The 23,514-nt window shown below is 72.3% G+C and carries 23 protein-coding genes; 16 read left to right on the forward strand and 7 right to left on the reverse strand.

The genetic code is table 11. From position 1 onward, the window contains the following. Nucleotides 1-28 precede the first annotated feature (28 nt). From K377_RS02630 to K377_RS02665, 8 genes are read left to right on the forward strand one after another with little or no spacing between them, the layout of a single operon-like run. Nucleotides 29-1,126: a sugar ABC transporter substrate-binding protein gene (locus K377_RS02630; RefSeq protein ID WP_111661412.1), complete on the forward strand. Its 1,098-nt coding sequence runs from the start codon at nucleotides 29-31 to the stop codon at nucleotides 1,124-1,126. Further along, on the forward strand, nucleotides 1,123-2,640 hold the full coding sequence (locus tag K377_RS02635) for a sugar ABC transporter ATP-binding protein (protein WP_111661413.1): 1,518 nt from the start codon (nucleotides 1,123-1,125) through the stop codon (nucleotides 2,638-2,640). The genes K377_RS02630 and K377_RS02635 overlap by 4 nt, the downstream gene beginning before the upstream one ends. Further along, nucleotides 2,633-3,685: an ABC transporter permease gene (locus K377_RS02640; protein WP_375605897.1), complete on the forward strand. Its 1,053-nt coding sequence runs from the start codon at nucleotides 2,633-2,635 to the stop codon at nucleotides 3,683-3,685. Before K377_RS02635 ends, K377_RS02640 begins: the two co-directional genes overlap by 8 nt. Before the next feature lie 28 nt (nucleotides 3,686-3,713). Then, complete coding sequence (locus tag K377_RS02645) at nucleotides 3,714-5,069, forward strand: L-fuconate dehydratase (protein ID WP_111661415.1); 1,356 nt, start codon at nucleotides 3,714-3,716, stop codon at nucleotides 5,067-5,069. Next, nucleotides 5,066-5,842: an SDR family NAD(P)-dependent oxidoreductase gene (locus tag K377_RS02650; RefSeq protein WP_111661416.1), complete on the forward strand. Its 777-nt coding sequence runs from the start codon at nucleotides 5,066-5,068 to the stop codon at nucleotides 5,840-5,842. Before K377_RS02645 ends, K377_RS02650 begins: the two co-directional genes overlap by 4 nt. A gap of 5 nt (nucleotides 5,843-5,847) precedes the next feature. Next, complete coding sequence (locus tag K377_RS02655; RefSeq protein ID WP_111661417.1) at nucleotides 5,848-6,861, forward strand: aldo/keto reductase; 1,014 nt, start codon at nucleotides 5,848-5,850, stop codon at nucleotides 6,859-6,861. Continuing rightward, complete coding sequence (locus K377_RS02660) at nucleotides 6,858-7,172, forward strand: L-rhamnose mutarotase (RefSeq protein ID WP_111661418.1); 315 nt, start codon at nucleotides 6,858-6,860, stop codon at nucleotides 7,170-7,172. Before K377_RS02655 ends, K377_RS02660 begins: the two co-directional genes overlap by 4 nt. Further along, nucleotides 7,169-8,029: an amidohydrolase gene (locus K377_RS02665; RefSeq protein WP_258394957.1), complete on the forward strand. Its 861-nt coding sequence runs from the start codon at nucleotides 7,169-7,171 to the stop codon at nucleotides 8,027-8,029. The genes K377_RS02660 and K377_RS02665 overlap by 4 nt, the downstream gene beginning before the upstream one ends. Here K377_RS02665 and K377_RS02670 read toward each other — a convergent pair. Continuing rightward, nucleotides 7,990-9,411, reverse strand: coding sequence for a lipase maturation factor family protein (locus K377_RS02670; protein ID WP_111661420.1), 1,422 nt, complete (start codon nucleotides 9,409-9,411; stop codon nucleotides 7,990-7,992). The two genes, K377_RS02665 and K377_RS02670, sit on opposite strands and share 40 nt — an antisense overlap. Nucleotides 9,412-9,517: 106 nt before the next feature. Between K377_RS02670 and K377_RS41530 the strand changes: the two genes are divergently transcribed. The 3 genes from K377_RS41530 to K377_RS02695 are packed head-to-tail and all read left to right on the forward strand — an operon-like array spanning nucleotide 9,518 to nucleotide 13,800. Then, nucleotides 9,518-10,756, forward strand: a complete 1,239-nt coding sequence (locus K377_RS41530) for a DUF6777 domain-containing protein (RefSeq protein ID WP_161195162.1) — start codon at nucleotides 9,518-9,520, stop codon at nucleotides 10,754-10,756. Between the two features lie 47 nt (nucleotides 10,757-10,803). Next, nucleotides 10,804-12,909 carry a SpoIIE family protein phosphatase gene (locus K377_RS02690; RefSeq protein ID WP_111661424.1) on the forward strand — a complete coding sequence of 702 codons (2,106 nt, stop codon included), beginning with the start codon at nucleotides 10,804-10,806 and terminating at the stop codon, nucleotides 12,907-12,909. Between the two features lie 30 nt (nucleotides 12,910-12,939). After that, nucleotides 12,940-13,800, forward strand: coding sequence for an Fpg/Nei family DNA glycosylase (locus K377_RS02695; protein WP_111661425.1), 861 nt, complete (start codon nucleotides 12,940-12,942; stop codon nucleotides 13,798-13,800). 3 nt (nucleotides 13,801-13,803) lie between these two features. Here the strand turns inward: K377_RS02695 and K377_RS02700 are convergent, their stop codons facing one another. Next, a complete protein-coding gene (locus tag K377_RS02700; RefSeq protein ID WP_111661426.1) occupies nucleotides 13,804-14,475 on the reverse strand; it encodes a zf-HC2 domain-containing protein in 672 nt (223 codons plus the stop codon). A gap of 79 nt (nucleotides 14,476-14,554) precedes the next feature. On the opposite strand from K377_RS02700, the gene K377_RS02705 reads away from it, so the two are divergent. From K377_RS02705 to K377_RS02720, 4 genes are all read left to right on the forward strand, one after another. Next, nucleotides 14,555-15,304, forward strand: coding sequence for a LytTR family DNA-binding domain-containing protein (locus K377_RS02705; RefSeq protein ID WP_111661427.1), 750 nt, complete (start codon nucleotides 14,555-14,557; stop codon nucleotides 15,302-15,304). 69 nt (nucleotides 15,305-15,373) lie between these two features. Further along, nucleotides 15,374-15,727 (forward strand): hypothetical protein, encoded by a 354-nt coding sequence (locus tag K377_RS02710; RefSeq protein WP_111661631.1) that lies wholly within the window; start codon nucleotides 15,374-15,376, stop codon nucleotides 15,725-15,727. Continuing rightward, nucleotides 15,724-17,289, forward strand: a complete 1,566-nt coding sequence (locus tag K377_RS02715) for a cation acetate symporter (RefSeq protein WP_111661428.1) — start codon at nucleotides 15,724-15,726, stop codon at nucleotides 17,287-17,289. The genes K377_RS02710 and K377_RS02715 overlap by 4 nt, the downstream gene beginning before the upstream one ends. Further along, on the forward strand, nucleotides 17,286-18,485 hold the full coding sequence (locus K377_RS02720) for a sensor histidine kinase (RefSeq protein WP_111661429.1): 1,200 nt from the start codon (nucleotides 17,286-17,288) through the stop codon (nucleotides 18,483-18,485). Before K377_RS02715 ends, K377_RS02720 begins: the two co-directional genes overlap by 4 nt. 18 nt (nucleotides 18,486-18,503) lie before the next feature. Here the strand turns inward: K377_RS02720 and K377_RS02725 are convergent, their stop codons facing one another. From K377_RS02725 to K377_RS02740, 4 genes are all read right to left on the reverse strand, one after another. Then, entirely contained in the window at nucleotides 18,504-19,007 is a 504-nt protein-coding gene (locus K377_RS02725; protein WP_111661430.1) for a hypothetical protein, read from the reverse strand. 145 nt (nucleotides 19,008-19,152) lie between these two features. Beyond that, nucleotides 19,153-19,689 (reverse strand): sigma-70 family RNA polymerase sigma factor, encoded by a 537-nt coding sequence (locus K377_RS02730; protein ID WP_111661431.1) that lies wholly within the window; start codon nucleotides 19,687-19,689, stop codon nucleotides 19,153-19,155. A gap of 107 nt (nucleotides 19,690-19,796) precedes the next feature. Continuing rightward, nucleotides 19,797-21,236, reverse strand: a complete 1,440-nt coding sequence (locus tag K377_RS02735) for an amino acid permease (protein WP_111661432.1) — start codon at nucleotides 21,234-21,236, stop codon at nucleotides 19,797-19,799. A 111-nt stretch (nucleotides 21,237-21,347) separates the two neighbouring features. Beyond that, nucleotides 21,348-21,809: a universal stress protein gene (locus K377_RS02740; RefSeq protein ID WP_111661433.1), complete on the reverse strand. Its 462-nt coding sequence runs from the start codon at nucleotides 21,807-21,809 to the stop codon at nucleotides 21,348-21,350. Between the two features lie 131 nt (nucleotides 21,810-21,940). Between K377_RS02740 and K377_RS02745 the strand changes: the two genes are divergently transcribed. After that, the gene (locus K377_RS02745) at nucleotides 21,941-22,795 is read left to right on the forward strand and encodes a polysaccharide deacetylase family protein (protein WP_111661434.1); all 855 of its coding nucleotides are present in this window, start codon (nucleotides 21,941-21,943) and stop codon (nucleotides 22,793-22,795) included. A gap of 37 nt (nucleotides 22,796-22,832) precedes the next feature. On the opposite strand, the gene K377_RS02750 is transcribed toward K377_RS02745, so the two are convergent. Further along, complete coding sequence (locus K377_RS02750; protein WP_111661435.1) at nucleotides 22,833-23,492, reverse strand: class F sortase; 660 nt, start codon at nucleotides 23,490-23,492, stop codon at nucleotides 22,833-22,835. Nucleotides 23,493-23,514 lie beyond the last annotated feature (22 nt).

The raw sequence follows: 23,514 nt of genomic DNA on the forward strand, positions 1-23,514 counted from the left end.
CTGACCTCCGGAGCCGAGGAGCGGTCCGATGACTGGCACCACGAAAGGCACGAAGAGTTCAAGAGCCGCACAGGGCCCGAGCGGGCGGACGCTGCGCGCGGCGGCCGTCGCGGGCTGTGCCGCCCTCGCCCTGAGCGCGTGCGGCAGCACGAAGGACACCGCGGCCGGCTCCGGCGGATCGGGCGGCGACGGCACGGGCAAGGTCGGTGTCATCCTGCCGCTGCTGACCTCGCCGTTCTGGCAGTCGTACAACGACTACGTGCCGAAGATGGCGACGTCCGAGGGGGTGGACGCGCTGAAGACCGTCAACTCCAACAGCGACCCCTCGCAGCAGATCACGGACATCAACAACCAGCTCAACCAGGGCGTCAAGGGCCTGGTCGTCGCCCCGCTGGACAGCGCCGCCGTCGCCGCCGGGCTCGACCAGGCCGAACGCAAGGGCGTCCCCGTCGTCGCCGTGGACGTCGCGCCCGAGAAGGGCAAGGTCGCCATGGTGGTGCGCGCCGACAACGTCGCGTACGGCGAGAAGGCCTGCGACTACCTCGGCGGACAGGTCACGTCCGGCAAGGTCGTGCAGATCATGGGCGATCTGGCGTCGGTCAACGGACGCGACCGGTCCAAGGCGTTCCGCGACTGCGTGAAGAAGAAGTACCCGAAGCTGAAGGTCCTGGAGATCCCCGCCAAGTGGGAGTCGGACACCGCCGCCTCCAAGCTGGACACCCTCCTCAACGCCAACCCCGACATCAAGGGCATCTACCTGCAGGCGGGCGGCGTCTACCTGGCGCCCACCCTCCAGACCCTCAAGTCCAAGGGGATGCTGAAGACGGCGGGCACCGCCGGGCACATCGCCATCGTGTCGAACGACGGCATCCCGCAGGAGTTCGACGCCATCCGCAAGGGCCAGATCGACGCCACCGTCTCCCAGCCCGCCGACTCGTACGCCAAGTACGGCATGTACTACATCAAGGCGGCGATGAAGGGAAAGACGTTCGAGCCCGGACCGACCGATCACGGCTCCACGATCGTCAAGCTGCCCAACGGCATCCTGGAGGACCAGCTGCCCGCCCCGCTGGTCACCAAGAAGAACGTCGACGACCCCGAGCTGTGGGGAAACACGGTCAAATGACGCCTACCACAGCGCCGTTGGTCGAGGCCGACGGCATCGCCAAACGGTACGGGCCCACGGTCGCCCTCGCCGACGGCCGGCTGACCGTGCGCGCGGGCGAGTCGCACGCCCTGGTCGGCCGCAACGGCGCCGGCAAGTCCACCCTCGTCACCGTACTGACGGGCCTTCAGGCGCCCGACGCGGGAACCCTGTTGTTCGACGGTGAGCCCGCGCCGCCGCTCGGCGACCGTGCCGCCTGGCGGGCCAAGGTGGCCTGCGTCTACCAGAAGCCCACCGTCGTCCCCGAACTGACCGTCGCCGAGAACCTCTTCATCAACCGGCAGCCCGAGGCCCGCCACGGATTCTTCAGCTGGAAGAAGCTGCGCGCGGAGGCCGGCCGGCTGCTGCGGACCTGGGACATCCGCGTCGACCCCGACGCGCGTACCGCCGACCTCAAGGTCGAGGACCGGCAAATGGTCGAGATCGCGAGGGCGTTGAGCGGTGGCGCCCGGTTCATCGTCCTCGACGAGCCGACCGCCCAGCTCGACAACAAGGAGATCGAGCGCCTCTTCGCCCGGATGCGCGCCCTCCAGGACTCCGGCGTCACCTTCCTGTTCATCTCCCACCACCTGCAAGAGGTCTACGAGGTCTGCCAGACGGTCACCGTCCTGCGCGACGCCCGCTGGATCACCACCGCGCCCGTCGCCGAACTGCCGCGCCCCGCCCTGGTGGAGGCGATGGCGGGCGAGGCGATCGCCGAACAGGCGGCCGCCGCGGCGGAGGCGGTCGTCGCACAGGACGGGGTGGACGCCCCGGTGGTCCTCTCCGTCGAGGGGCTCACCTCGGACACCTACGCCGACATCGACCTGACCGTGCGCCGCGGCGAGGTCGTCGGTCTCGCCGGATCCAGTGGCAGCGGCAAGACCGCACTCGCCGAGTCACTGGCCGGACTGCACACCCCCACCTCCGGCACGGCCCGGATCGACGGCGCGGAGCTGCCGTTCGGCGACGTACCGGCCGCGCTCCGCGCCGGAGTGGGGTGCGTCCCCCGCGACCGGCACGACCAGGGCCTGGTCACCGGGATGACCATCGGCGACAACGCCACGATGTCCGTCCTCGGTCGGCTCGGCCGGTACGGATTCGTGGGCGCGGACCGCCGCCGCGCCGTAGCCCGGGACCTGATAGACCGGCTCGACATCCACACCGAGGGCCCCGACCAGCCCGTCTCCGACCTGTCCGGCGGCAACGCGCAGAAGGTCGTCATGGCGCGCGCCCTCGCCTCGGACCCGCATCTCCTCGTCCTCATCAACCCCACCGCGGGCGTCGACGTGAAGTCCAAGGAATCCCTGCTGCGCCGGGTCGACAGCGCCCGCGACGACGGCACCGCCGTGCTCGTGGTCTCCGACGAGCTGGACGATCTGCGCCGCTGCGACCGGGTGCTCGTGCTCTTCCACGGACGCGTCGTCGCCGAGCACGCCGCCGGCTGGTCCGACCATGAACTCATCGCCTCCATCGAAGGGGTGGACCGTGACTGACCTCAAGGCACGGGGCTCCGCCCCGAACCCCGCTCCGCGATCGCCGGAGGGGCCCGAAAAGGCCGGAGCCCGCACCACCCAGGGCGTCCTGCTGCGCCGCGCCCGTGAACTCGCCCTCGTACCGGCGCTGTTGCTGATGCTCGTCCTCGGCTCGGTGCTGAACGACGCGTTCTTCACCGAGGCCAACCTCATCTCCATCCTGAGCTCATCGGCCGCCATGTCGATGGTGGTGCTCGCCGAGTCCCTCGTCCTGATCAGCGGAAAGTTCGACCTGTCCCTGGAATCGGTGGTCGGCATCGCACCCGCGGTCGGCGCGCTGCTGCTCCTGCCCGTGGCGCAGTCCGGCTTCGGCACCGAGTTCCCGGCCTGGCTGGCGATCCTCGCGATCCTCGTCGTCGGCGCGGCCATCGGCGCCTTCAACGGCGTACTGGTGGTGAAGCTGAAGCTCAACGCCTTCATCGTCACCCTCGCCATGCTCATCATCATGCGCGGCCTGCTGGTCGGGGCCACGAAGGGGAAGACCCTCTTCGGCCTGCCCGACTCGTTCTTCGCCCTCGCCACCACCACCTTCCTGAAGATCCCGATGTCGGTCTGGGTCGCCGGTGCCTGCTACCTCGTGGCCGGACTGCTCCTCAAGTACCACCGCTGGGGCCGCTCCCTGTACGCGATCGGCGGCAACCGGGAGGCCGCCCGCGCCGCCGGCATCCGGGTCGACCGCGTGATGCTCGGCGTCTTCGTGCTCGCCGGAGTGCTGGCCGCCGTCGGCGGCATCATGCAGACCGGCTACGTCGGAGCCATCGGCGCCAACCAGGGCAACAACTGGATCTTCACCGTGTTCGCCGCGGCCGTGATCGGCGGCATCAGCCTCGACGGCGGCAAGGGCTCCCTCCTCGGCGCGCTCACCGGCATCCTGCTGCTCGGCGTCGTCAAGAACATGCTGACCATGGCGCAGGTGCAGTCCTTCTGGATCGACGCCATCTACGGCGGAATCATCCTGCTCGCGCTGATCATCGCCCGTCTCACGTCCGGCCGAGCCCAGGACTGATCTCCGCCCCCGCCCCGAAAGGCATCCCGTGCCCTCGACCATCGCCCGCATCACCGGGGTCGACACCTTCGACATCCGCTTCCCGACCTCCCGGGAACTGGACGGCTCCGACGCCATGAACCCCGACCCCGACTACTCCGCCGCCTACGTCGTGCTGCGCACCGACGCCGCCGACGGACACGAGGGGCACGGCTTCACCTTCACGATCGGCCGCGGCAACGACGTCCAGGTCGCGGCCATCCGCAGCCTGCGCCACCACGTCGTCGGCCGGCCGGTCGACGAACTGTGCGCCGACCCGGGCAGCCTCAACCGCGACCTGATCGGCGACAGCCAACTCCGCTGGCTGGGACCCGAGAAGGGGGTGATGCACATGGCGATCGGCGCCGTCGTCAACGCGGCGTGGGACCTCGCCGCCAAGCGCGCCGAGAAGCCACTGTGGCGGCTGCTCGCCGACGCCGAACCCGAATGGCTGGTCTCCCAGGTCGACTTCCGCTACATCGCCGACGCCCTCACCCCCGAACGCGCACTGGAACTGCTCAGGGCGGGCCGCGCGGGCGCCGACGGGAGGACGGCCGACCTGCTGGCCCGCGGCTACCCCGGCTACACCACGTCCCCCGGCTGGCTCGGCTACAGCGACGACAAGCTGAGCCGCCTCGCCCGGGAGGCCGTCGCCGACGGCTTCACCCAGATCAAGCTGAAGGTCGGCGCCGACCTCGACGACGACATCCGCCGCTGCCGCACCGCGCGCCGGGTCATCGGCCCGGACATCCGCATGGCCATCGACGCCAACCAGCGCTGGAACGTGGGCGAGGCCGTCGAATGGACGCGTGCGCTCGCCGAGTTCGACCCGTACTGGGTGGAGGAACCCACCAGCCCCGACGACGTCCTCGGCCACGCCGCCATCCGCCGCGCCGTCGGCCCGGTCAAGGTCGCCACCGGCGAACACGTCCAGAACCGCATCGTCTTCAAGCAGCTCCTCCAGGCCGGTGCGATCGACATCCTGCAGATCGACGCCGCCCGCGTCGGCGGCGTCAACGAGAACCTGGCGATCCTGCTGCTCGCCGCCGAGTTCGGCGTCCCCGTCTGCCCGCACGCCGGCGGCGTCGGCCTGTGCGAACTCGTCCAGCACCTCTCGATGTTCGACTACGTCGCCCTGTCCGGCACCACCGAGGACCGCGTCATCGAGTACGTCGACCATCTCCACGACCACTTCATCGACCCGGTCGTCGTGCGCGACGGCCACTACACGGCCCCCACCGCACCCGGCTTCTCCGCCACGATGCGGGCCGAGTCCCTCGCCGAATTCACCTTCCCCGACGGCGCGTTCTGGGTCCGCGACCGCGCCGGGCAGCACGACCCCCACACGAACGGAGCCGCGGCATGAGCGACACCCCGAAGGACCTCACCGACTTCACCGGGCTCAAGGCCCTCGTCACCGGCGGCGCCTCCGGGCTCGGCCGCGCCACCGCCGACCTCCTCACCGCGCGCGGCGCCGCCGTCGCCGTCCTCGACCGGGACATCACGGCCGTCGACAAGCCGCTGCGCGGGTACGCCGCCGACGTCACCGACGACGAGACCGTGCGGGCCGCCGTCGCCGCCGCCGTCGCCGACCTCGGCGGGCTCGACATCCTCGTCAACAACGCGGGCATCGGCGCCCAGGGCACCGTCGCCGACAACGACGACGCCGAATGGCACCGCGTCCTGGACGTGAACGTCATCGGCATCGTCCGCGTCACCCGCGCCGCCCTGCCCGCGCTGCGCGCCTCCGCCCACGCGGCCGTCGTCAACACCTGCTCCATCGCCGCCACCGCGGGCCTGCCGCAGCGCGCCCTCTACTCGGCCTCCAAGGGCGCCGTCCAGTCCCTCACCCTCGCCATGGCCGCCGACCACATACGCGAGGGCATCCGCGTCAACTGCGTCAACCCGGGCACGGCCGACACTCCGTGGATCGGCCGGCTCCTCGACAAGGCCGACGACCCGGCCGCCGAGCGCGCCGCCCTCGAAGCCCGCCAGCCCACCGGCCGCCTCGTCTCCGCCGCCGAGGTCGCGGGCGCCGTCGCCTACCTGGCCAGCCCGCTCTCCGGCGCCACCACCGGCACCGCCCTCGCCGTCGACGGCGGCATGCAGGGACTGCGGCTGCGCCCCGCGGGACAGTGACCCCGATGCGCACCCGCACTCTGGGCCGCACCCGCGTCCCCGTCACCGCACTCGGCTTCGGCGCCGCCGCCATCGGCAACCTCTACACCCCGGTCGCCGACGACGACGCGCAGGCCGCGCTCGAAGCCGCCTGGGACGCGGGCATCCGGTATTTCGACACCGCCCCGCACTACGGCGTCGGCGTCTCCGAGCGCCGCGTCGGCGCCTTCCTGCGCACCCGGCCGCCCGCCGAGTACACCCTGTCCACGAAGGCCGGCCGGCTCCTGGAGCCCACCGGCGACGGCGGCGCCGGGGGAGACGACCGCGCGGACGGCTTCGCGACCCCCGCCGCCCACCGCCGCGTCTGGGACTTCAGCGCGGCGGGGGTGCGCCGCTCCATCGAGGACAGCCTGGATCGGCTCGGCCTCGACCGGATCGACGTGGTCTACCTCCACGACCCGGACGACCACGCCGAACAGGCCTTCGCCGAGGCCTACCCGGAGCTGGAACGACTGCGCGCCGAGGGCATGGTCGACGCCATCGGCGCGGGCATGAACCAGGCAGAAATGCTCACCCGGTTCGTCCGGGACACCGATGTCGACGTGGTGCTCTGCGCGGGCCGCTACAGCCTCCTCGACCAGCGGGCCCTGCACACGCTGCTGCCCGAGGCCGCCGCACGCGGGGTGTCCGTCGTCGTCGGCGGCGTCTTCAACTCGGGCCTGCTCGCCGACCCGAAGGAGGGCGCCACCTTCGACTACGGCCTCGCCCCGCCCGCCGTCCTGGAACGCGCCCTGACCTGGCAGTCCCTCGCCCGGCGCCACGGCATCACCCTGCGCGCCGCCGCGCTCGCCTTCCCTTGCGGGCACGAAGCCGTCACCGGCGTCCTCGTCGGCACCCGCTCCGCCGCCGAAGTCACCGACACCATCCGCCAGTTCGCCGCCGCGGTGCCCGCCGCGTTCTGGCAGGAGGCCCGCGAGACGCACCTGCTGCCCGCCGGCGTCCCGACCCCGACAGCCCCAGGAGAGGAGCAGCCCGCGTGAGAGTCGCCCTGCACACCAAGGTCCGCGCCGACCGCGTCGAGGAGTACGAGGCCGCCCACCGCGAGGTCCCCGCCGAACTCGTCGCCGCGATCCGCGCGGCGGGCGCCGAGCGCTGGACGATCTGGCGCAGCGGCACCGACCTCTTCCACGTCCTGGACTGCGCGGACTACTCCCGGCTGCTCGCCGCACTCGACCGGCTGCCGGTGAACATCGCCTGGCAGGCCCGCATGGGCGAACTCCTCGACGTCGTCCACGACTACTCCGCCGAGGGCGCCGACGCCGGACTGCCGGTCGTCTGGGAGCTGCCGTGACCGGGATCGTCGACGCCCACCACCACGTATGGGACCTGTCCGTACGGGACCAGGACTGGATCACCGGCCCCGAACTCGCACCCATCCGGCGCGACTTCACCCTCGACGATCTCCTGCCCGAGGCGCGCGCGGCCGGTGTGACGGCGACCGTCCTCGTGCAGACGGTCCCGGTGGCCGACGAGACCCCCGAGTTCCTGGCGCTCGCCGCGGACAGCGACCTCGTCGCCGCCGTCGTCGGCTGGACCGACCTCACCCGCCCCGGCATCGCCGACGAACTCGCCCGACTGCGCCAACTCCCGGGCGGCGAACACCTGGTGGGCATCCGCCACCCGGTGCAGGGGGAGCCGGACCCCGACTGGCTGCTGCGGCCCGACGCGCGGCGCGGCCTGGCAGCGGTCGCCGACGCCGGACTCGTCTACGACCTCCTCGTGCACGCCCACCAGATGCCCGCCTGCGTGAAGGCCGCCGCCGAACACCCCGAACTCACCTTCGTCCTCGACCACGTGGGCAAGCCGGAGATCGCGGCCGGACGGCTCGACCCGTGGCGCGCCGAACTCCGGGCGCTCGCGGCGCTGCCGAACACCGTCTGCAAGCTCTCCGGCATGGTCACCGAGGCCGACCCGGCCGGCTGGACCGCCGCCACCCTCCGCCCGTACGCCGACACGGTCCTGGACGCCTTCGGCCCCGCACGCGTCCTGTTCGGCTCCGACTGGCCGGTGTGCACCCTCGCGGCGACGTACCAGCAAGTCCTGGACGCAGCAGTGGAGTTGGTGGGCGACCGCGACGAGAACGTGTTCGCGGGCACCGCCGAGCGGATCTACCTCAGCCGCGTCGGCGCCAGGAACTCCCGCACGTAGGTCCGCTCCCACCAGGCCCCCGACGCCCGCCGTTCACCCCAGGTCGTGTACCGGTAGCGGAACACCCTTGCCCGCACGTACACGGGCGGCGCGTCGGGGAACGGGCAGTGCCGCAGCAGCCGCAGCGTGTCCCGGTCACCCGCGAGGAGCCGCTCCACGAACGGCCCGAACCAGGAACGGGCGTACGCGGGCGACAGCGCCGCGAACCACATCATCCAGTCGAGCCGCAGATGGTACGGGGCGAACTGCCGCGGCATCCGGCGCGGATCACCCGGCTTGCCCTTGAACTCATAGACCCGCCAGTCGGATCCGGGCCCCGGCTCCGGGTCCGCCGTGCCCTCCAGCACGATTTCCTGCCGCACCCGGCCGACGGTGCCGAACGCCCCGTACGTGTTCACCAGGTGCAAGGAGTCGTAGGAACGGTTCATGGACTGGCGCCGGGAAAGCAGATTGCGCACCGGCCGGACGCTCAAGCCGGCGACCAGGCACACCAGCGCCAGGACCACACCCTCGTACCAGAGCGGGGGAGCCGACGGCTGCGGCGAGAGCCGGAGGGAGAACGGGGGCAGCGAGCGATCGAGGACGGAAGCCGCGAGCACGACCGTCAGCCAGTTCAGCCAGGCGAAGTTCCCCGACAGGATCAGCCAGAACTGGGTGACGATCATCAGCGCGGCCGCTGCCGACGCCACCGGCTGCGGCGCGAACAGCAGGAACGGCACCACGAGCTGGGTGACATGGTTCGCCGCCGCCTCCACCCGGTGCAGCGGCCGGGGGAGACGGTGGAAGAACCAGCTCAGCGGGCCCGGCATCGGCTGCGTCTCGTGATGGAAGTACAGACAGGTCAGCCGCCGCCAGCAGGCGTCCCCGCGCAGCTTGATCAGCCCCGCCCCGAACTCCAGGCGGAACAGCACCCAGCGCAGCAGGAACAGCACGAGCACCGGCGGCGCCACCTCGTCGTTGCCGAGGAAGACCGCCAGGAAGCCGACCTCCAGGAGCAGCGACTCCCAGCCGAACCCGTACCAGACCTGCCCGACGTTCACGATCGACAGATACAGCACCCAGGGCACCAGCCACAGCGCCATCGCGCCCCACAGCGGCAGCAGCCCGTCCGCCCCCGCGAGGAGCGCCGCCGCGACGGCCGCGCCGCCCCACGCGCACCCGGCGAAGAACCGGTCCGAGAAGTACAGCCGGAACAGCGTCGGCGCCCGCCGCCACGGCACCCGCTCCAGGAACTCCGGCACCGGCAGCATCCCGCGCTCCCCGATCAGCGCCCGGAACTGGAGCGCCGCCCCGGCGAACGCCACGAGGTACAGCGCCGCCAGACCGCGCTGGAACACCAGCCGGCCCAGCCAGGCGGAATCGGACGCCGAGAACCAGTCCACGCCCTCAGTGTGGGCCCGGCCCCCACGAAGGTCACGACTTGCGGCTCCCGCGCGGCGGGCCCAGAGATGGAGGGACACATCGCTGGTGCACAGGTGGGAGAGGCGCGTGCGCGCACGGATCAGGACCAGAACCTACGTCACGGCCCTCGGCATATCGGCGGCCCTGCTGCTCGCCGGATGCTCCGGGGACGGAACCAAGAACGCGGCCGACGGCAAGGGCGAACTGTTCATGCAGCCCGTCGCCGCCCAGGGCCCCGACCCCTTCACCGACTCCACCGCCGGCGCGGACACGAGCAGCCCGCCCGTCACCCGAACGCCGCAACCCTCACCGACCGGCACCCCCTCGGCCACCCAGCAGGGCGCCCGCGAGATCTCCGGCGCCACCCCCGGCCTCTACGGCGGCACCCACGCACTGGGCAGCTGCGACGTCGAGAAACAGGTCCGCTTCCTCACCGCCGACCAGGCCAAGGCCGGCGCCTTCGCCCAGGCCTCCGGGATCTCCCGCGCCGACGTCCCGAGCTTCCTGCGCGGCCTCACCCCCGTCGTGCTGCGCGCCGACACCCGGGTCACCAACCACGGCTACCGCGACGGCAGCGCCACCACGTTCCAGTCGGTGCTCCAGTCCGGCACCGCCGTCATGGTCGACGGACGCGGTGTGCCGCGCGTGCGCTGCGCCTGCGGCAACCCGCTGAAGCAGCCCGTCGCCCTCAGCGGCAGCCCGAGCCGCCAGGGCCGGGCCTGGAGCGGCTACGAGCCGACCAAGGTCGTCGTCGTGACCCCGGCCCCGACGGTCATCGAGAACATCACCATCGTCAACGTCGTCAACAACACCTGGATCGAGCGGAAGACCGGCGATGACGGGCACAAGGACCGCGTGGTCCCGGCGCCCAGGCCCACGCCGACCCCGACGCCCACGCCGACCCCCACCCCGACGCCCTCGCCGAGCACCACGTCACCGAGCGCGAGCGACTCGACGTCCGAGAGCGCCACCGACACCGGCACGCCGAGCGAGACCACCTCCAGCACCGCCTGCCCCACGGTCACCGCGACCGACAGCAGCGGCGACCCCTCTCCGTCCCCCTGGCCGTCCGGCTGCCCGACGCCCACCCCGGAGACGTCGGAGCCCAGCAGCTCCGGCACGGACGTGTCACCGGACGACTCCAGCGACGTACCCACCGACCCCCCGAGCCTCGACGAGCCGTCCGACACCGGCGGGGACACGACGGACTCCGGCACGATGTCCGAAAGCGCCACCGACACCGGCCCCGGCACGGTCCCCGACAGCCCCGACCAGCCCGACAGCGGCGGCCTGATCCCGGACGCCTCGGACGGCACCTCTCCGTGACCGGGCGCAGACGTGCGGCCCCCCGGACCTGCGCATAGCGTGGCGTTATGGACGCGGACAGCGGGGGCGGCGAGGAGCCAGGGAGTTCCCCGGGCGGGGAGCTCCCTGGGGACGACTCGCCGCACGGATTCCTGGAGGCCTACGGGCGCGGTCTGCGCATGGGCAGCTTCGAGTGGGACCTCTCCAGCGGCCTGATGCACATGGACGGCAACGCCCACGACGTGTTCGACCTGCTGCCCCAGGAGTACGACGGGCACCCCGAGAGCCTCGGGGTGCGCGTCCCCACCGCGGACGCCGGACGCCTCGACGCGATCGTCTCGCAGGCGCTGAAGAGCGGCGAGGAGAACTACGGCGCCTACTTCCGCATCCGCACCCGCGACGGCGCCCTGCGCTGGACCCACACCCGCGGCTACATCCGGCGCGACGAGGACGGCCGCCCGCGCCGCATCGTCGGCATCGTGCGCGACGCCACCGACGAGCTGAACGACGCCACCGTCCAGCACGAGCGCGCCGTCCGCGCGGCTGCCCGGCGGCGCGAGACCAGCGTCGTGCAGAACACCACCGCGGCCCTCGCCCACGCCCGGACCGTCCGCGACGTCATCGACGTGCTGCGCGAGACCCACGGCGTCGAGAACCTGGGCGCCACCAGCTTCGTCATGGGCCTCGTGCGCGCCGGCCGGATCCATCTCGTCGCCGAGGGCCCGCGCGGCAGCTTCGTGCCGGGCACCCATGTCACCCGCATCGACGACCCGTACCCGATGAGCGAGGTCGTGCGCACCCTCACGCCCCGCTTCATCGAGTCGCCGCAGGACTTCGCGGACTCCTACCCGCTGCTGTGGCCGCACATCGACCACCTCGGGATCCGCTCCGCCGCCTATCTGCCGCTCATCGCCCAGGCCCGGCCCATCGGCGTCGTCGGCCTGCTCTACCACGACCGCAAGGGCTTCTCCGACTCCGAGCGCAACGTCCTCGTCGCCCTCGGCAGCAGCATCGCGCAGAGCCTCCAGCGCGCCATGTTCTACGAGCAGGAGAAGGACCTCGCCCAAGGGCTCCAGCAGGCCATGCTGCCCCGCACCATCCCCAACGTGCCCGGCGCCGACATCGCCGTCCGCTACCGCTCCGCGTCCCTCGGCCGGGACATCGGCGGCGACTGGTACGACGTGATACCCCTGCCCGGCGGCCGGGTCGGCGCCGTCATCGGGGACGTCCAGGGGCACGACACGCACGCCGCCGCCGTCATGGGACAGCTGCGCATCGTGCTGCGCGCCTACGCCGCCGAGGGTCACACCCCCGCGACCGTCATGGCCCGCGCCTCCGTCTTCCTCCACGAACTCGACACCGAGCGCTTCGCGACCTGCCTGTACGCCGAGACCGACCTGTCCACCGGCGTCGTGCAGTTCGTGCGCGCCGGCCACCTCGACCCGCTGCTGCGCCGCACCGACGGCATGTGCCGCAAGGTGCCCGTCGAGGGCGGCCTCCCGCTCGGCCTGTCCGCCGAGTTCGGACGGCTCGAATACCCGGTCACGACCGTCGAGCTCGACCCGGGCGAGATGCTGCTGCTGTGCACCGACGGCCTCGTCGAACAGCCCGGCACCGACCTCGACGACGGGATGCAGGCCCTCTCCACGCTCGTCGGCAACGGCCCCGCCGACATCGACCGGCTCGCCGACCGGCTCTGCAACTCCGTCGACGAACGCGGCGGTGACGACGACGTCGCGCTCCTGCTGCTGCGCCGCCGCGGCGCGGGCGCGGCCCGCAGCGGCGGCCGGCTCACCGAGCACGTGCCGCCCGGCGACCCCGAGGCCCTCGCCGCGGCCCGGCACATGATCCGCGCCGCCGTACGCGCCTGGGGCGCGGCCGACCGCACCGACGAGATCGAGCTCGTCGCCGACGAACTCGTCACCAACGCCCTCATGCACACCGAAGGCCCCGCCATCGTCACCCTGCGCGTCCTGACCGGCACCGACCGGCGGCTCCGGGTCGACGTCGAGGACACCTCCAGCGCCCTGCCACGCCGCCGCGAGGCGGGCGAGGACGGCGTCTCGGGGCGCGGACTCCTCCTCGTCGACCGGCTCGCCGACGTGTGGGGAGTGGAGGCGCGCGGCGGGGGCAAGTGCGTGTGGTGCGAGTTCGTGGTGCGCGCCCGCGGCTGACAGTCCGTCGTCGACAGGAGGAGGAACCCCATGCCGGAACTGCCCGAGGTCGAGGCGCTGAGGGACTTCCTCGCCGACCATCTCGTGGGCCGCGAGATCGTGCGGGTGCTGCCCGTCGCGATCAGCGTCCTCAAGACCTACGACCCCGCGCCCACCGCCCTCGAAGGCCGCACGGTCACCGCCGTCGCCCGGCACGGCAAGTTCCTCGACATCGACGCCGGCGGACTGCACCTCGTCACCCACCTGGCCCGGGCGGGCTGGCTCCAGTGGAAGGACCGGCTCCCCGACGGCCCGCCGAAACCCGGCAAGGGCCCCCTCGCGCTGCGCGTCGCCCTGGAGACGGGCGAGGGCTTCGACCTCACCGAGGCCGGCACCACCAAGAAGCTCGCGGTGTACGTCGTCCACGACCCCGAGGAGGTCCCGGGCGTCGCCCGCCTCGGCCCCGACCCGCTCGCCGACACCTTCGACGAGCAGACCTTCGCCGCGCTGCTCGACGGTGAACGGCGCCAGATCAAGGGGGCGTTGAGGGACCAGAAACTGATCGCGGGCGTCGGCAACGCCTACAGCGACGAGATCCTGCACGCGGCCCGCATGTCCCCCTTCAAACTGGCGGCGACCCTCACCCCCGAGGACGTGCACACCCTCTACGAGGCGCTGCGCACCACCCTCACCGAGGCCGTGGAACGCTCGCGCGGAGTCGCCGCGGGCCGTCTCAAGGCCGAGAAGAAGAGCGGCCTGCGCGTGCACGGCCGCACCGGCGAACCGTGCCCCGTGTGCGGCGACACCATCCGTGAAGTGAGCTTCAGCGACAGCTCGTTGCAGTACTGCCCGACCTGCCAGACGGGCGGCAAGCCGCTGGCCGACCGCAGGATGTCCCGGCTGCTGAAGTGAGCATCACGGCTGCGGCGCCGACACCGGCAGCGACAGCAGCCGCCCGCCGCCGACCGCCCACACCTCGAACCGTGCGATGGCGTCCGGCCGTTCCGCGGCCCCGCCCGTCACCGACACCCGGTCCGTACCGGCGCCGCCGTGCACCGCCCAGCTCGCGACCGTCTGCTCCGTCCCGTCCCGCCCCACCGCGACCAGCCGGCACACCCGAGGCCCGCCCGGATCCCGCACGTCCAGGTCGACCTGGCTTCCCCAGCCGCGCCCGTCCGCGGTGAGCCGGGCCGTCACCCCGGACACCGTGTCGCGCCCTCGCAGCGCGAGCCCGTCGCCGCCCGCGGCCGACTGCCGCAGCACGACGCCCGCCCCGGCCGCCACCATGAGCAGTGCCAGCGCGACGACCGCCGCCCAGGCCCGCCTGCGCCCGGCGCGGTGCAGCGCGCCCAGCCGGTCCACGGCCCGCTCGACGAGCGTCGGCGCGGGCCGCGCCAACCACTCCACGCACGGCGGCGTCGCCCGCGCGTACATCGTCAACAGGCCCGTGGTGGGCCGCAGTTCACCGATGTGCGCCGCGCAGGCGGCACAGGCCGCCAGATGGTCCTCGAAGCGGAACCGGTCCGCCGGGTCGAGAACCCCCAGGGCGTAGGCGCCCGCGTCACGATGCCGTTCCAGGGACCTCATGCGTTCCTCCCGCTCTCGACCACCGGTACGCACGGGGCAGCCGATTCATTCAAGCGACCGCGCGATTACACTCCGCCGCATGCTGCGCGTACTGGCCGTCGACGACGAGGAACCCGCCCTCGCCGAACTGCTCTACCTCCTGCGCGCGGACCCCCGCGTGCACAGCGCCGAGGGCGCCACGGACGCCACCGAGGCGCTGCGCCGCATCGGCCGCGCCCTGGAGGAGGGCCCCGGCGGCGACGGCGTCATCGACGTGCTCTTCCTCGACATCCAGATGGCGGGCCTGACGGGCCTCGACGTGGCGCGCCTCCTCGCCGGGTTCGCCCGCCCGCCGCTGGTCGTCTTCGTCACCGCCCACGAGGACTTCGCCGTCCAGGCCTTCGAGCTCAAGGCCGTCGACTACCTCCTCAAGCCGGTACGCCGCGAACGCCTCGCCGAAGCCGTCCGCAGGGTCGCCGAACGCGTCACCCTCGCCCCGCCCCCGGCCACCGTCGCCGACCGGATACCCGTCGAACTCGGCGGCGTGACCCGCATGCTGGCGGTCGCCGACATCACCTACGCCGAGGCGCAGGGCGACTACGCCCGCCTGCACACCGCGGACGGCGCCAGCCACCTCGTCCGCATCCCGCTGACCACCCTGGAGGAACGCTGGCAGCCCCTCGGCTTCGTCCGCGTCCACCGCAGCCATCTCGTCGCCCTGCACCGCATCGACGAACTCCGCCTCGACGGCGCCGGGATGACCGTGCGGGTCGGCGCCGCGCAGATCGCCGTCAGCCGCCGCCACACCGGCCGGGTGCGGGAGCTGCTGATGCGCCGCTCCAGCGGCTGACCAGCCCCCTTCCTCAGACGCGCGACTGATGCCTACACTCCGCCCGTGTCCGAACCCCGACGTCAGGTGGTGACCGGAGAGCCGCGCACCGCGCACGGCGCGACCGGTCCGCCCGGCCTGCGCACCCAGTGGGAGATCGACGAACAGACGACGCTCGGCGCCGCGTACGTCCGCTCCCTCATGCGCAGCCAACTGCGCGCGGGCATCACCGCGTTCGTCGTCCTGGCCGCCCCCGTGGCGATCCTCCCGCTCTTCTTCGGCGCCCTGCGCAACGCGGCCGTCGAATGGCTCGTCCTCGGCTTCGGCTGCTACCCGTTCCTCGTCCTCATCGCCTGGTGGTACGTCCGCAGGGCCGAACGCAACGAACGCGACTTCGCGGCCCTGGTCCGCGGCCGCGACGGCACCGACCCCGGAGCACCGTGAACGAGGCGTACGCGATCCCCGCGGTGGCCGTCGTCGTCCTCGCCACCGTCCTCATCGGCGGCTTCGGCCTGCGCATCTCCCGCACCACGTCCGACTTCTACGTGGCCTCGCGCACCGTCGGACCCCGCCTCAACGCCGCCGCGATCAGCGGCGAATACCTGTCGGCGGCCTCCTTCCTCGGCGTCGCGGGCCTCGTCCTGGTGCACGGCCCGGACATGCTCTGGTACCCGGTCGGCTACACGGCGGGCTATCTGGTGCTGCTCGTCTTCGTCGCGGCCCCGCTGCGCCGCTCGGGCGCGTACACGCTTCCCGACTTCGCCGAAGGACGCCTGGAGTCCCGCCAGGTCCGCCGGGTGGTCAGCATGTTCGTCGTCGGCGCGGGCTGGCTCTACCTCGTGCCCCAGCTCCAGGGGGCGGGCCTGACGCTCCAGATCCTCACCGGGGCGCCCCGCTGGTTCGGCGCCGCCCTCGTGGCGACCGTCGTGGTCCTCGCGGTCGCCGCGGGCGGCATGCGCTCCATCACCTTCGTCCAGGCCTTCCAGTACTGGCTGAAGCTGACGGCACTCCTGGTGCCCGCCTTCTTTTTGCTCCTCGCCTGGCGCGGCCAGGGCGGGCAGCCCGGGGCCCTGCCCGCCCCGGAGCCGCCCACGGCCGGCGCGGGCGCCGGGCAGCCCCTCGCCACCAGCCGCGCCGACCACCCGCTCTACGCCACGTACGGCCTGATCGTCGCGACGTTCCTGGGCACCATGGGCCTCCCGCACGTCGTGGTCCGCTTCTACACGAGCCCGCACGGCCGCGCCGCCCGCCGCACCACCGTGGTGGTCCTCGCCCTCATCGGCGTCTTCTACCTCCTGCCGCCGCTCTACGGCTGGCTCGGCCGCCTCTACGTCCCCGAACTCACCACCGCCCAGGACGCGGACGCCACCGTGCTGCTGCTGCCGGGGCGGATGATCGACGGGGTCGCGGGGGACCTGCTGGGGGCGCTGGTGGCGGGCGGCGCGTTCGCCGCGTTCCTGTCCACCGCGTCGGGCCTGACCATGGCGGTGGCCGGAGTCGTCAGCCAGGACGTGCTGCCCACCAGGGGAGTGCGGCACTTCCGGCTCGGCGTGGTCCTGGCCATGGCGGTGGCCCTGGGCGGCGCCCTCCTCGTCGACGGTGTCCCGGTCGCCGACGCCGTCGGCATGGCCTTCGCGGTCTCGGCGTCCTCCTTCTGCCCGCTCCTGGTCCTCGGCATCTGGTGGCGCCGCCTCACCCCGCCCGGCGCACTCGCGGGCCTGTTCCTGGGCGGCGGCTCGGCCCTCCTCGCCGTCACCCTCACGGTCTCCGGCGCGGCCACCTCGGGCTGGCTGCACACCCTCCTGGCCTGGCCCGCGGTCTGGTCGGTCCCGGTCGGCTTCCTGGCCATGGTCCTGGTCTCCCTGGCCACCCCCGCCGCGATCCCGCCGCACACGACGGCCACCATGACCCGCCTCCACCTCCCGGAGTCCCTGCGCGAGCCACCACGTCCGGCCGGCACCCGCCCGCAGCCCGCACCCCCCACGGCGAGAGGCGAAGAGCAGTGACAGCCACCGGTACGGTCACGGCGGTCCTCCTCGCCCTCTGCCCGCTCCTCCTGGGCGCGGGCTTCGTCCTCGGCCGCCGCACGGCCCACCCCACGGGCCGCAGCGACGTGGGCACCCCCGTGGAGCGCGCCACCTTCGAAACCCTGCACACGGCGTCGCTCGCCGCCCCGGCCCTGCGCGCGGGCCTCACCGAGGACACCGCCCGCACCTCGGCCCGCCGCCTGCGCAGCCTCCTCGGCACGGAGGCCCTTGCCCTCACCAACCGCTCCACGGTCCTCGCCTGGGACGGCGCGTCCGAGCACCCGCACGCCAAGCACGTGATGCCGCAACTGGAACCCCTGCTCGCCGGCGGCCGCACCGTCGCGTTCGACTGCGGCTGCGACACGCTCGACTGCCCGCTGCGCTGGGCCGTCGCCGCCCCGGTGGTGGCCGACGGCCGCGTACGGGGTGCCGTCGTCGCCTACGCCCCCCGCGAGTCCGCCGTCCTGGCCCGGGCCACCGACGAGGTCGCCCGCTGGGTCTCGGTCCAGCTCGAACTCGCCGAACTCGACCGCTCGCGCACCCGGCTGATCGAGGCGGAGATCAAGGCCCTGCGCGCGCAGATCTCGCCCCACTTCATCTTCAACTCCCTCGCCGCGATCGCGTCCTTCGTCCGCACCGACCCCGAGCGCGCCCGCGAACTGCTCCTGGAGTTCGCCGACTTCACCCGCTACTCGTTCCGCCGCCACGGCGAGTTCACGACCCTGGCCGACGAACTGCACTCCATCGACCAGTACCTGGCGCTCGTCCGGGCCCGGTTCGGCGACCGGCTCGCCGTCACCCTCCAGATCGCCCCGGAGGTCCTTCCGGTCACGCTGCCGTTCCTGTGCCTGCAACCCCTGGTGGAGAACGCGGTGAAGCACGGCCTGGAGGGCACCGTCACCCGCAGCCGCATCTCGATCGGCGCCACGGACGCGGGCGCGGAGGCCGAGGTCGTCATCGAGGACGACGGCGTCGGCATGGACCCGGACCGCCTGCGGGCGATCCTGCGCGGCGAGGGCGACCGCTCGACGGGCATCGGCCTGTCGAACGTGGACGAACGCCTGCGCCAGGTGTTCGGCGACGCCTACGGCCTGGTGATCGAGACGGCCGTGGGCGCGGGCACGAAGATCACCGTCCGGATCCCGAAGTACCGGGCCGGCGTCTACGCACCCTGACAGAACTCCGCGGCCGCATCAGAACAGATGGATCGCCAAGTGACCCAGCGGCAGACCGAGTTGCCACGCGGGCGTCCACACCTGTGGTCCGTCCTCCTCCTCGGGCACCGGCACGGCGTCGAGATCGGGGGCGAGCAGCTCGGTCTCCTCCAGCCATCTCCACGCGGCGGCGGCGAGCCGCAGATCCGGCGACCGGTGCCCCGCACCGCGCGCCCGCGCCTCCCGCTCCCGGAACCGCGCCCGTACCCAGGCCTGCCACGGCTGGTCGTACGCCGTCAGCGACGACCAGGTCTCCAGCTGCGACACCACGCGGATCCCGGACAGCTCGTCACCCGCGTCGGACAGGAAGATCGTCAGGGCGAGCGCGTCACGGCCCGCCCGGAACTCGAAGGACGTGGGCGGCATCAGATCGCCGGTCCGCAGCAGCTCGTCCGCGATGTACTCGGCGTACAACCAGGCCATGGGAACAGTGAGTTCACCATTGGCGGCACTCGACGCGCCGCCCTCGTTTCCGTACAGCATCCCTTCCTGCCTTCCTCCGGTCCGTGCGCTTCGCCGGCCCCCGGGTCCCACCCGTCCAACTCACCGGGGAGGACAGCGGATTACTCAACCGAGGAACGGCACCCCGAGCAAGGCGCTTTACCGATGCTTGACTTACGGTCCGGTTTCAACGCAGGTCAGGTGCGTAATCCGGAAGGACCCTTCGCAACGCCCGCAACGCGTAATACGCACGGGACTTGACGGTACCCGGGGGGATGCCGAGCGCTCGTGCGGCCTCCGCCACGCTGGCGCCCCTGAAGTAGACCTCCATCAGTACCGCCCGGTGATCGGGGCTGAGCGTCGCCACCGCGTCCCGCACGTCGAGCGCGGCGGTGGACCGGTCGGCGTGGTCGGCACAGACCCGGGCGTTCTCCAGCACCGCGTCACCGATCTCCGCCGGGCGGGCGAGCCGGGCCCGCCGCGCGTCGATGGCGAGCCTGCGGCCGACCGTGAACAGCCAGGGCCGCACCGACCCGTACTTCGCGTCGAGCGCCTCGGGATGCTGCCAGGCCCGTACGTACGTCTCCTGGACCAGGTCCTCCGCGCGCTGCCGGTCCCCGTCGCACAGCCGCAGCAGGAACGAGAACAGCGATTTGCCGTGCTCGCGCTGAACCGTGGCGAGGTCGTCCTCCGTGGTGGTGGGTGTGATGAGCGCCGTCGTCATGCGCGTATGGCAGCGCACGCCCGTGCGCCCGCCCAGGCACCGCGCAGGCATCTGCGGCAGACGGTCGAAGCCGTCGACGAACGGTGCGGTGAGCGGGCGCCTCCGCGCTACTCCTGCGATACGCGGTTGAGGGCGGAGCGCTTGTACGAGTACCCGAAGTAGATGATCAGCCCGATCGCGAACCACACGGCGAACCGCACCCAGGTCTGCCACTGGAGGAACGTGATCAGCCAGATGGAGAAGACCACCCCGACCGCGGGCACCACGGGCATCCCCGGCGTCCGGAACGTGCGCGGCAGCTCCGGCTGCCGGTAGCGCAGCACGATCACCGCGACACACACCACGACGAAGGCCAGCAGGATCCCGATGTTGGTCAGCTCGGCCGCCTCGCCGATCGGCAGGAACCCGGCGATGGCCGCCGACGCGAAGCCGACGATCCACGTCACGCGCGTCGGAACGTGCCGGGTGGGGTGCGTCTTCGCGAACCACTTCGGCAGCAGCCCGTCCCGGGACATGGAGAACCACACCCGGGTCACGCCCAGCATGAACGTGAACATCACCGTGAGGATGCCGATGATCGCGCCCACCGCGATCACGTCCGCGAGCCCGCTCAGCCCGACCGCCTTGAACGCCGTCGAGAACCCGCTCTCCGGGTCGATGTCCTTGTAGTTCTGCATCCCCGTGAGCACCAGGCACGCGAGCACGTACAGCACCATCGAGATCGCGAGGGAGTAGAGGATCGCCTTCGGCATGTGCCGCTGTGCGTCCTTGGACTCCTCCGCCGCCGTCGACATGGCGTCGTAGCCGAACACCGCGAAGAACACGGTCGCCGCGCCCGTGAACGCCCCGCTGACACCGAACGGGAAGAACGGCGTGTAGTTGCCCGTGTTGATGTGGAAGAAGCCCACACCGATCACCAGCAGCACCACGAGCACCTTGAGCACGACGACGACCGTCTCGAAGCGGGCCGCGTTCTTGATGCCGAGGGTCAGCAGATAGGCGATCAGCAGACACAGGAGCGCCGCGAAGAGGTCGACCTTGTGCCCGCTGCCGGTGCCGGGCGCGCCCAGCATCCACTTCGGCAGGTCGAGCCCCATCTCGCCCAGCAGGAAGCTGAAGTAGCCGGAGATCCCGATCGCGACGACCGCGACGATCGCCGTGTACTCCAGCAGGAGGTCCCAGCCGATGAACCAGCCCACCAGTTCACCGAGGACCGCGTACCCGTACGTGTAGGCCGATCCGGCCTTCGGGATGAGCCCGGCGAACTCCGCGTAGGACAGTGCGGCCGCCGCGCTCGCCACACCCGCGATCAGGAACGAGATCAGCACCGCGGGCCCGGCCGTGCCGTTGGCCACCGTGCCGGCGAGCGTGAAGATGCCGGCCCCGATGATGCCGCCGACACCGATCGCGGTGAGCTGCCACAGCCCCAGCGACCGGGTCAGACCGGGGCCTTCGCCGCCCCCGCCGCCCTCCGAGTCGTCGATCTGGTCGATGGGCTTGCGGCGCAGCACGCCCTGTCCCATCCGCAGTTTCGGTGGAGCTGTCATGAGCGCACCTCTTCGCATATGCGACGTCGGCCGATGGCCGATCATGATGCACCCAGGACGACACCGACGGAAGAAGGCGCGCGCCGCCGGACACGTCCTGTGGCACGGCGCCTACGGCACGACGGTGACCGGCCAGCGGCCCGCCTTCACCAGACGCACGGCGACGGAACCGACGATGCGGTGCCCGGCCTGCTCCGACACGCCGACGACCACGGCGTCCGCCTTCAGTTCGTCCGCCGCGGTCACCAGACCGTTGAAGGGATCGCCGCGGAAGGTGTGGAACTCCCAGCGCACGTCGTATATGTCCTTGACCCGTTCGGAGTGCGCCCGGATCTCCGCGACGAGACTCTCCGCGATCTCGTCGGTCGTCTCCGCCACGGACACCCCGAGGGCGGCCCCGGCGGCCATCACGGGCTGCACGTACACCACGGCGAGCAGGGCGTGCTGCCGCCGGGCCAGGCCGCCGGCGTAGGCCGCGGCCCGGAACGACGAGTCGGAGCCGTCGACACCGACGACGATCACCTTCGGGCCGTCCGTGCCGCGCTCGAACTGATGGGGCTGCTGTTCGGTCACGGCCAGAGGCTAACGGAAAGCGCTGGTAGGGGCGGCGGCGGGGCAGGGGCGCGGGGCCGGACGGGTGCTTTCGCACGTCTCATCCGGTGGTGGTGTGCGCGGTGACCCCGGCACCGTGCGACGGATGATTCATGACCAACCATCAGATCGCGCCCGGTCGCAGGACGTTGCTGCGCGGATTCACCGCCGTCGGCCTCGCCGCGCTCACCGGCTGCGCCGCCGCCGATCCCGCCGGCGCTCCGCGGGGGGCGAGCCCGAGCGCGGCGCCCGCCGCCGGCGGCCCGCCCGCGGCCCGCCCCCTGAAGCCGTCCGCGTACCGGCTCAGACCGATCACCGGATACGGCCCGCAGCGCACCGCCCGCACCCCGCTGAAGGCCCGTCACCAGCCCCTTCTGGAATGGGACTTCGGCCGCGGCGAACGCTCCATGGTGCTCACCTTCGACGACGGGCCCGACCCCCGCTACACCCCCGACATCCTGCGCACCCTGCGCAAGCACGACGTCCGCGCGATGTTCTTCGTGTGCGGCGAGATGGCCGTGGACAACAAGGACCTGCTGCGCGAGATGGCCGACGACGGACACGTCGTCGGCAACCACACCTGGACCCATCCGCTGCTGACCCGGATGACCCGCTCGGGGATGCGGCCGGAGATCGAGCGCACCTGCGAGGTCGTGGAGGACGCCGTCGGCGAGCCGCCCGCCTGGTTCCGCGCCCCCTACGGCGCCTGGAACCGGGCCGCCTTCCGGCTCGGCGCCGAACTCGGCATGGAGCCCCTCGCCTGGACCGTCGACACCCTGGACTGGAACACGCCCGGCACCGGCACCATCGTCTCCCGGGTCCTGGCCGGCGCGGCCCCCGGCGTCGTCGTCCTCAACCACGACGCGGGCGGCAACCGGTCGCAGAGCGTCGCCGCGCTGCGCGAGTACCTGCCCGCGCTGCTCGACGACGGCTACCGCATCACCGTGCCGCCGCGCCGCCCCGTCTGACCCGGACCGCGGCCGGGCGCCCGCCGGGACCGTGCGCTCAGCGCACGGACACCAGGCGGGCGAAGACCACCACGTTCCCGTCGTAGCCCTGCTGCTTGGAGAAACCGCCGCCGCAGGTGATGACCCGCAGCTCCGCGGCGCCGGTCGAGCCGTACACCTTCTTGCCGGGGAAGGCGGACTTCTCGAAGACCTCGATGCCGTAGATCTTGAAGACGGCCGTCTTGCCGTCCTTCCGCTTCACCTCGACGTGGTTCCCCTTCTTGAGGGAGCCGAGGCCGTAGAAGACCGCCGGGCCCTGCATGTTGTCGACGTGCCCGACGACGACGGCCGTGCCCTTCTCGCCGGGGGACACCGCGCCCGAGAACCAGCCCGCCAGATTCGGGTCCTGCGGCGGCGGCGCGTCCACCCAGCCCTCCGCGTCGAGACCGACCGGCATCACCGGCGCGTCGACCTGGATCGCCGGGATGCGCACCCGGTCCACCGCGGAGAACGGCAGCGGATCGGGCGCCTTCGAGGTGGCCCATACCGGCGTACGGCTGTCCGCGGCGGCGGCCGAGGCGGGCTGTGGCGGACCGATGTCGAATTCCCCGGAACCATTACGGATCAGGGCGAGACCGGTGAGCAGGACCAGCGCCATCACGCCCCATGGGGCGCGCTTTCTCGGCTGCTCCTCCTCTTCAAGGATTGCGTCGGACATTCGCTCATCCCCTCTGGAAACG

Origin of the sequence: Streptomyces sp. PsTaAH-137 (assembly GCF_003259365.1) — a bacterium.
GTDB lineage: Bacteria > Actinomycetota > Actinomycetes > Streptomycetales > Streptomycetaceae > Streptomyces.

Bases quoted from the DNA above. Each gene is read 5' to 3' on its own strand.
- K377_RS02630 (WP_111661412.1), top strand. From the start codon at position 29: ATGACTGGCACCACGAAAGGCACGAAGAGTTCAAGAGCCGCACAGGGC.
- K377_RS02750 (WP_111661435.1), bottom strand. From the start codon at position 23,492: ATGTCCGACGCAATCCTTGAAGAGGAGGAGCAGCCGAGAAAGCGCGCC.
- K377_RS02745 (WP_111661434.1), top strand. From the start codon at position 21,941: ATGACCAACCATCAGATCGCGCCCGGTCGCAGGACGTTGCTGCGCGGA.
- K377_RS02725 (WP_111661430.1), bottom strand. From the start codon at position 19,007: ATGCTGTACGGAAACGAGGGCGGCGCGTCGAGTGCCGCCAATGGTGAA.
- K377_RS02730 (WP_111661431.1), bottom strand. From the start codon at position 19,689: ATGACGACGGCGCTCATCACACCCACCACCACGGAGGACGACCTCGCC.
- K377_RS02650 (WP_111661416.1), top strand. From the start codon at position 5,066: ATGAGCGACACCCCGAAGGACCTCACCGACTTCACCGGGCTCAAGGCC.
- K377_RS02705 (WP_111661427.1), top strand. From the start codon at position 14,555: ATGCTGCGCGTACTGGCCGTCGACGACGAGGAACCCGCCCTCGCCGAA.
- K377_RS02695 (WP_111661425.1), top strand. From the start codon at position 12,940: ATGCCGGAACTGCCCGAGGTCGAGGCGCTGAGGGACTTCCTCGCCGAC.
- K377_RS02635 (WP_111661413.1), top strand. From the start codon at position 1,123: ATGACGCCTACCACAGCGCCGTTGGTCGAGGCCGACGGCATCGCCAAA.
- K377_RS02655 (WP_111661417.1), top strand. From the start codon at position 5,848: ATGCGCACCCGCACTCTGGGCCGCACCCGCGTCCCCGTCACCGCACTC.
- K377_RS02690 (WP_111661424.1), top strand. From the start codon at position 10,804: ATGGACGCGGACAGCGGGGGCGGCGAGGAGCCAGGGAGTTCCCCGGGC.
- K377_RS02735 (WP_111661432.1), bottom strand. From the start codon at position 21,236: ATGACAGCTCCACCGAAACTGCGGATGGGACAGGGCGTGCTGCGCCGC.
- K377_RS02700 (WP_111661426.1), bottom strand. From the start codon at position 14,475: ATGAGGTCCCTGGAACGGCATCGTGACGCGGGCGCCTACGCCCTGGGG.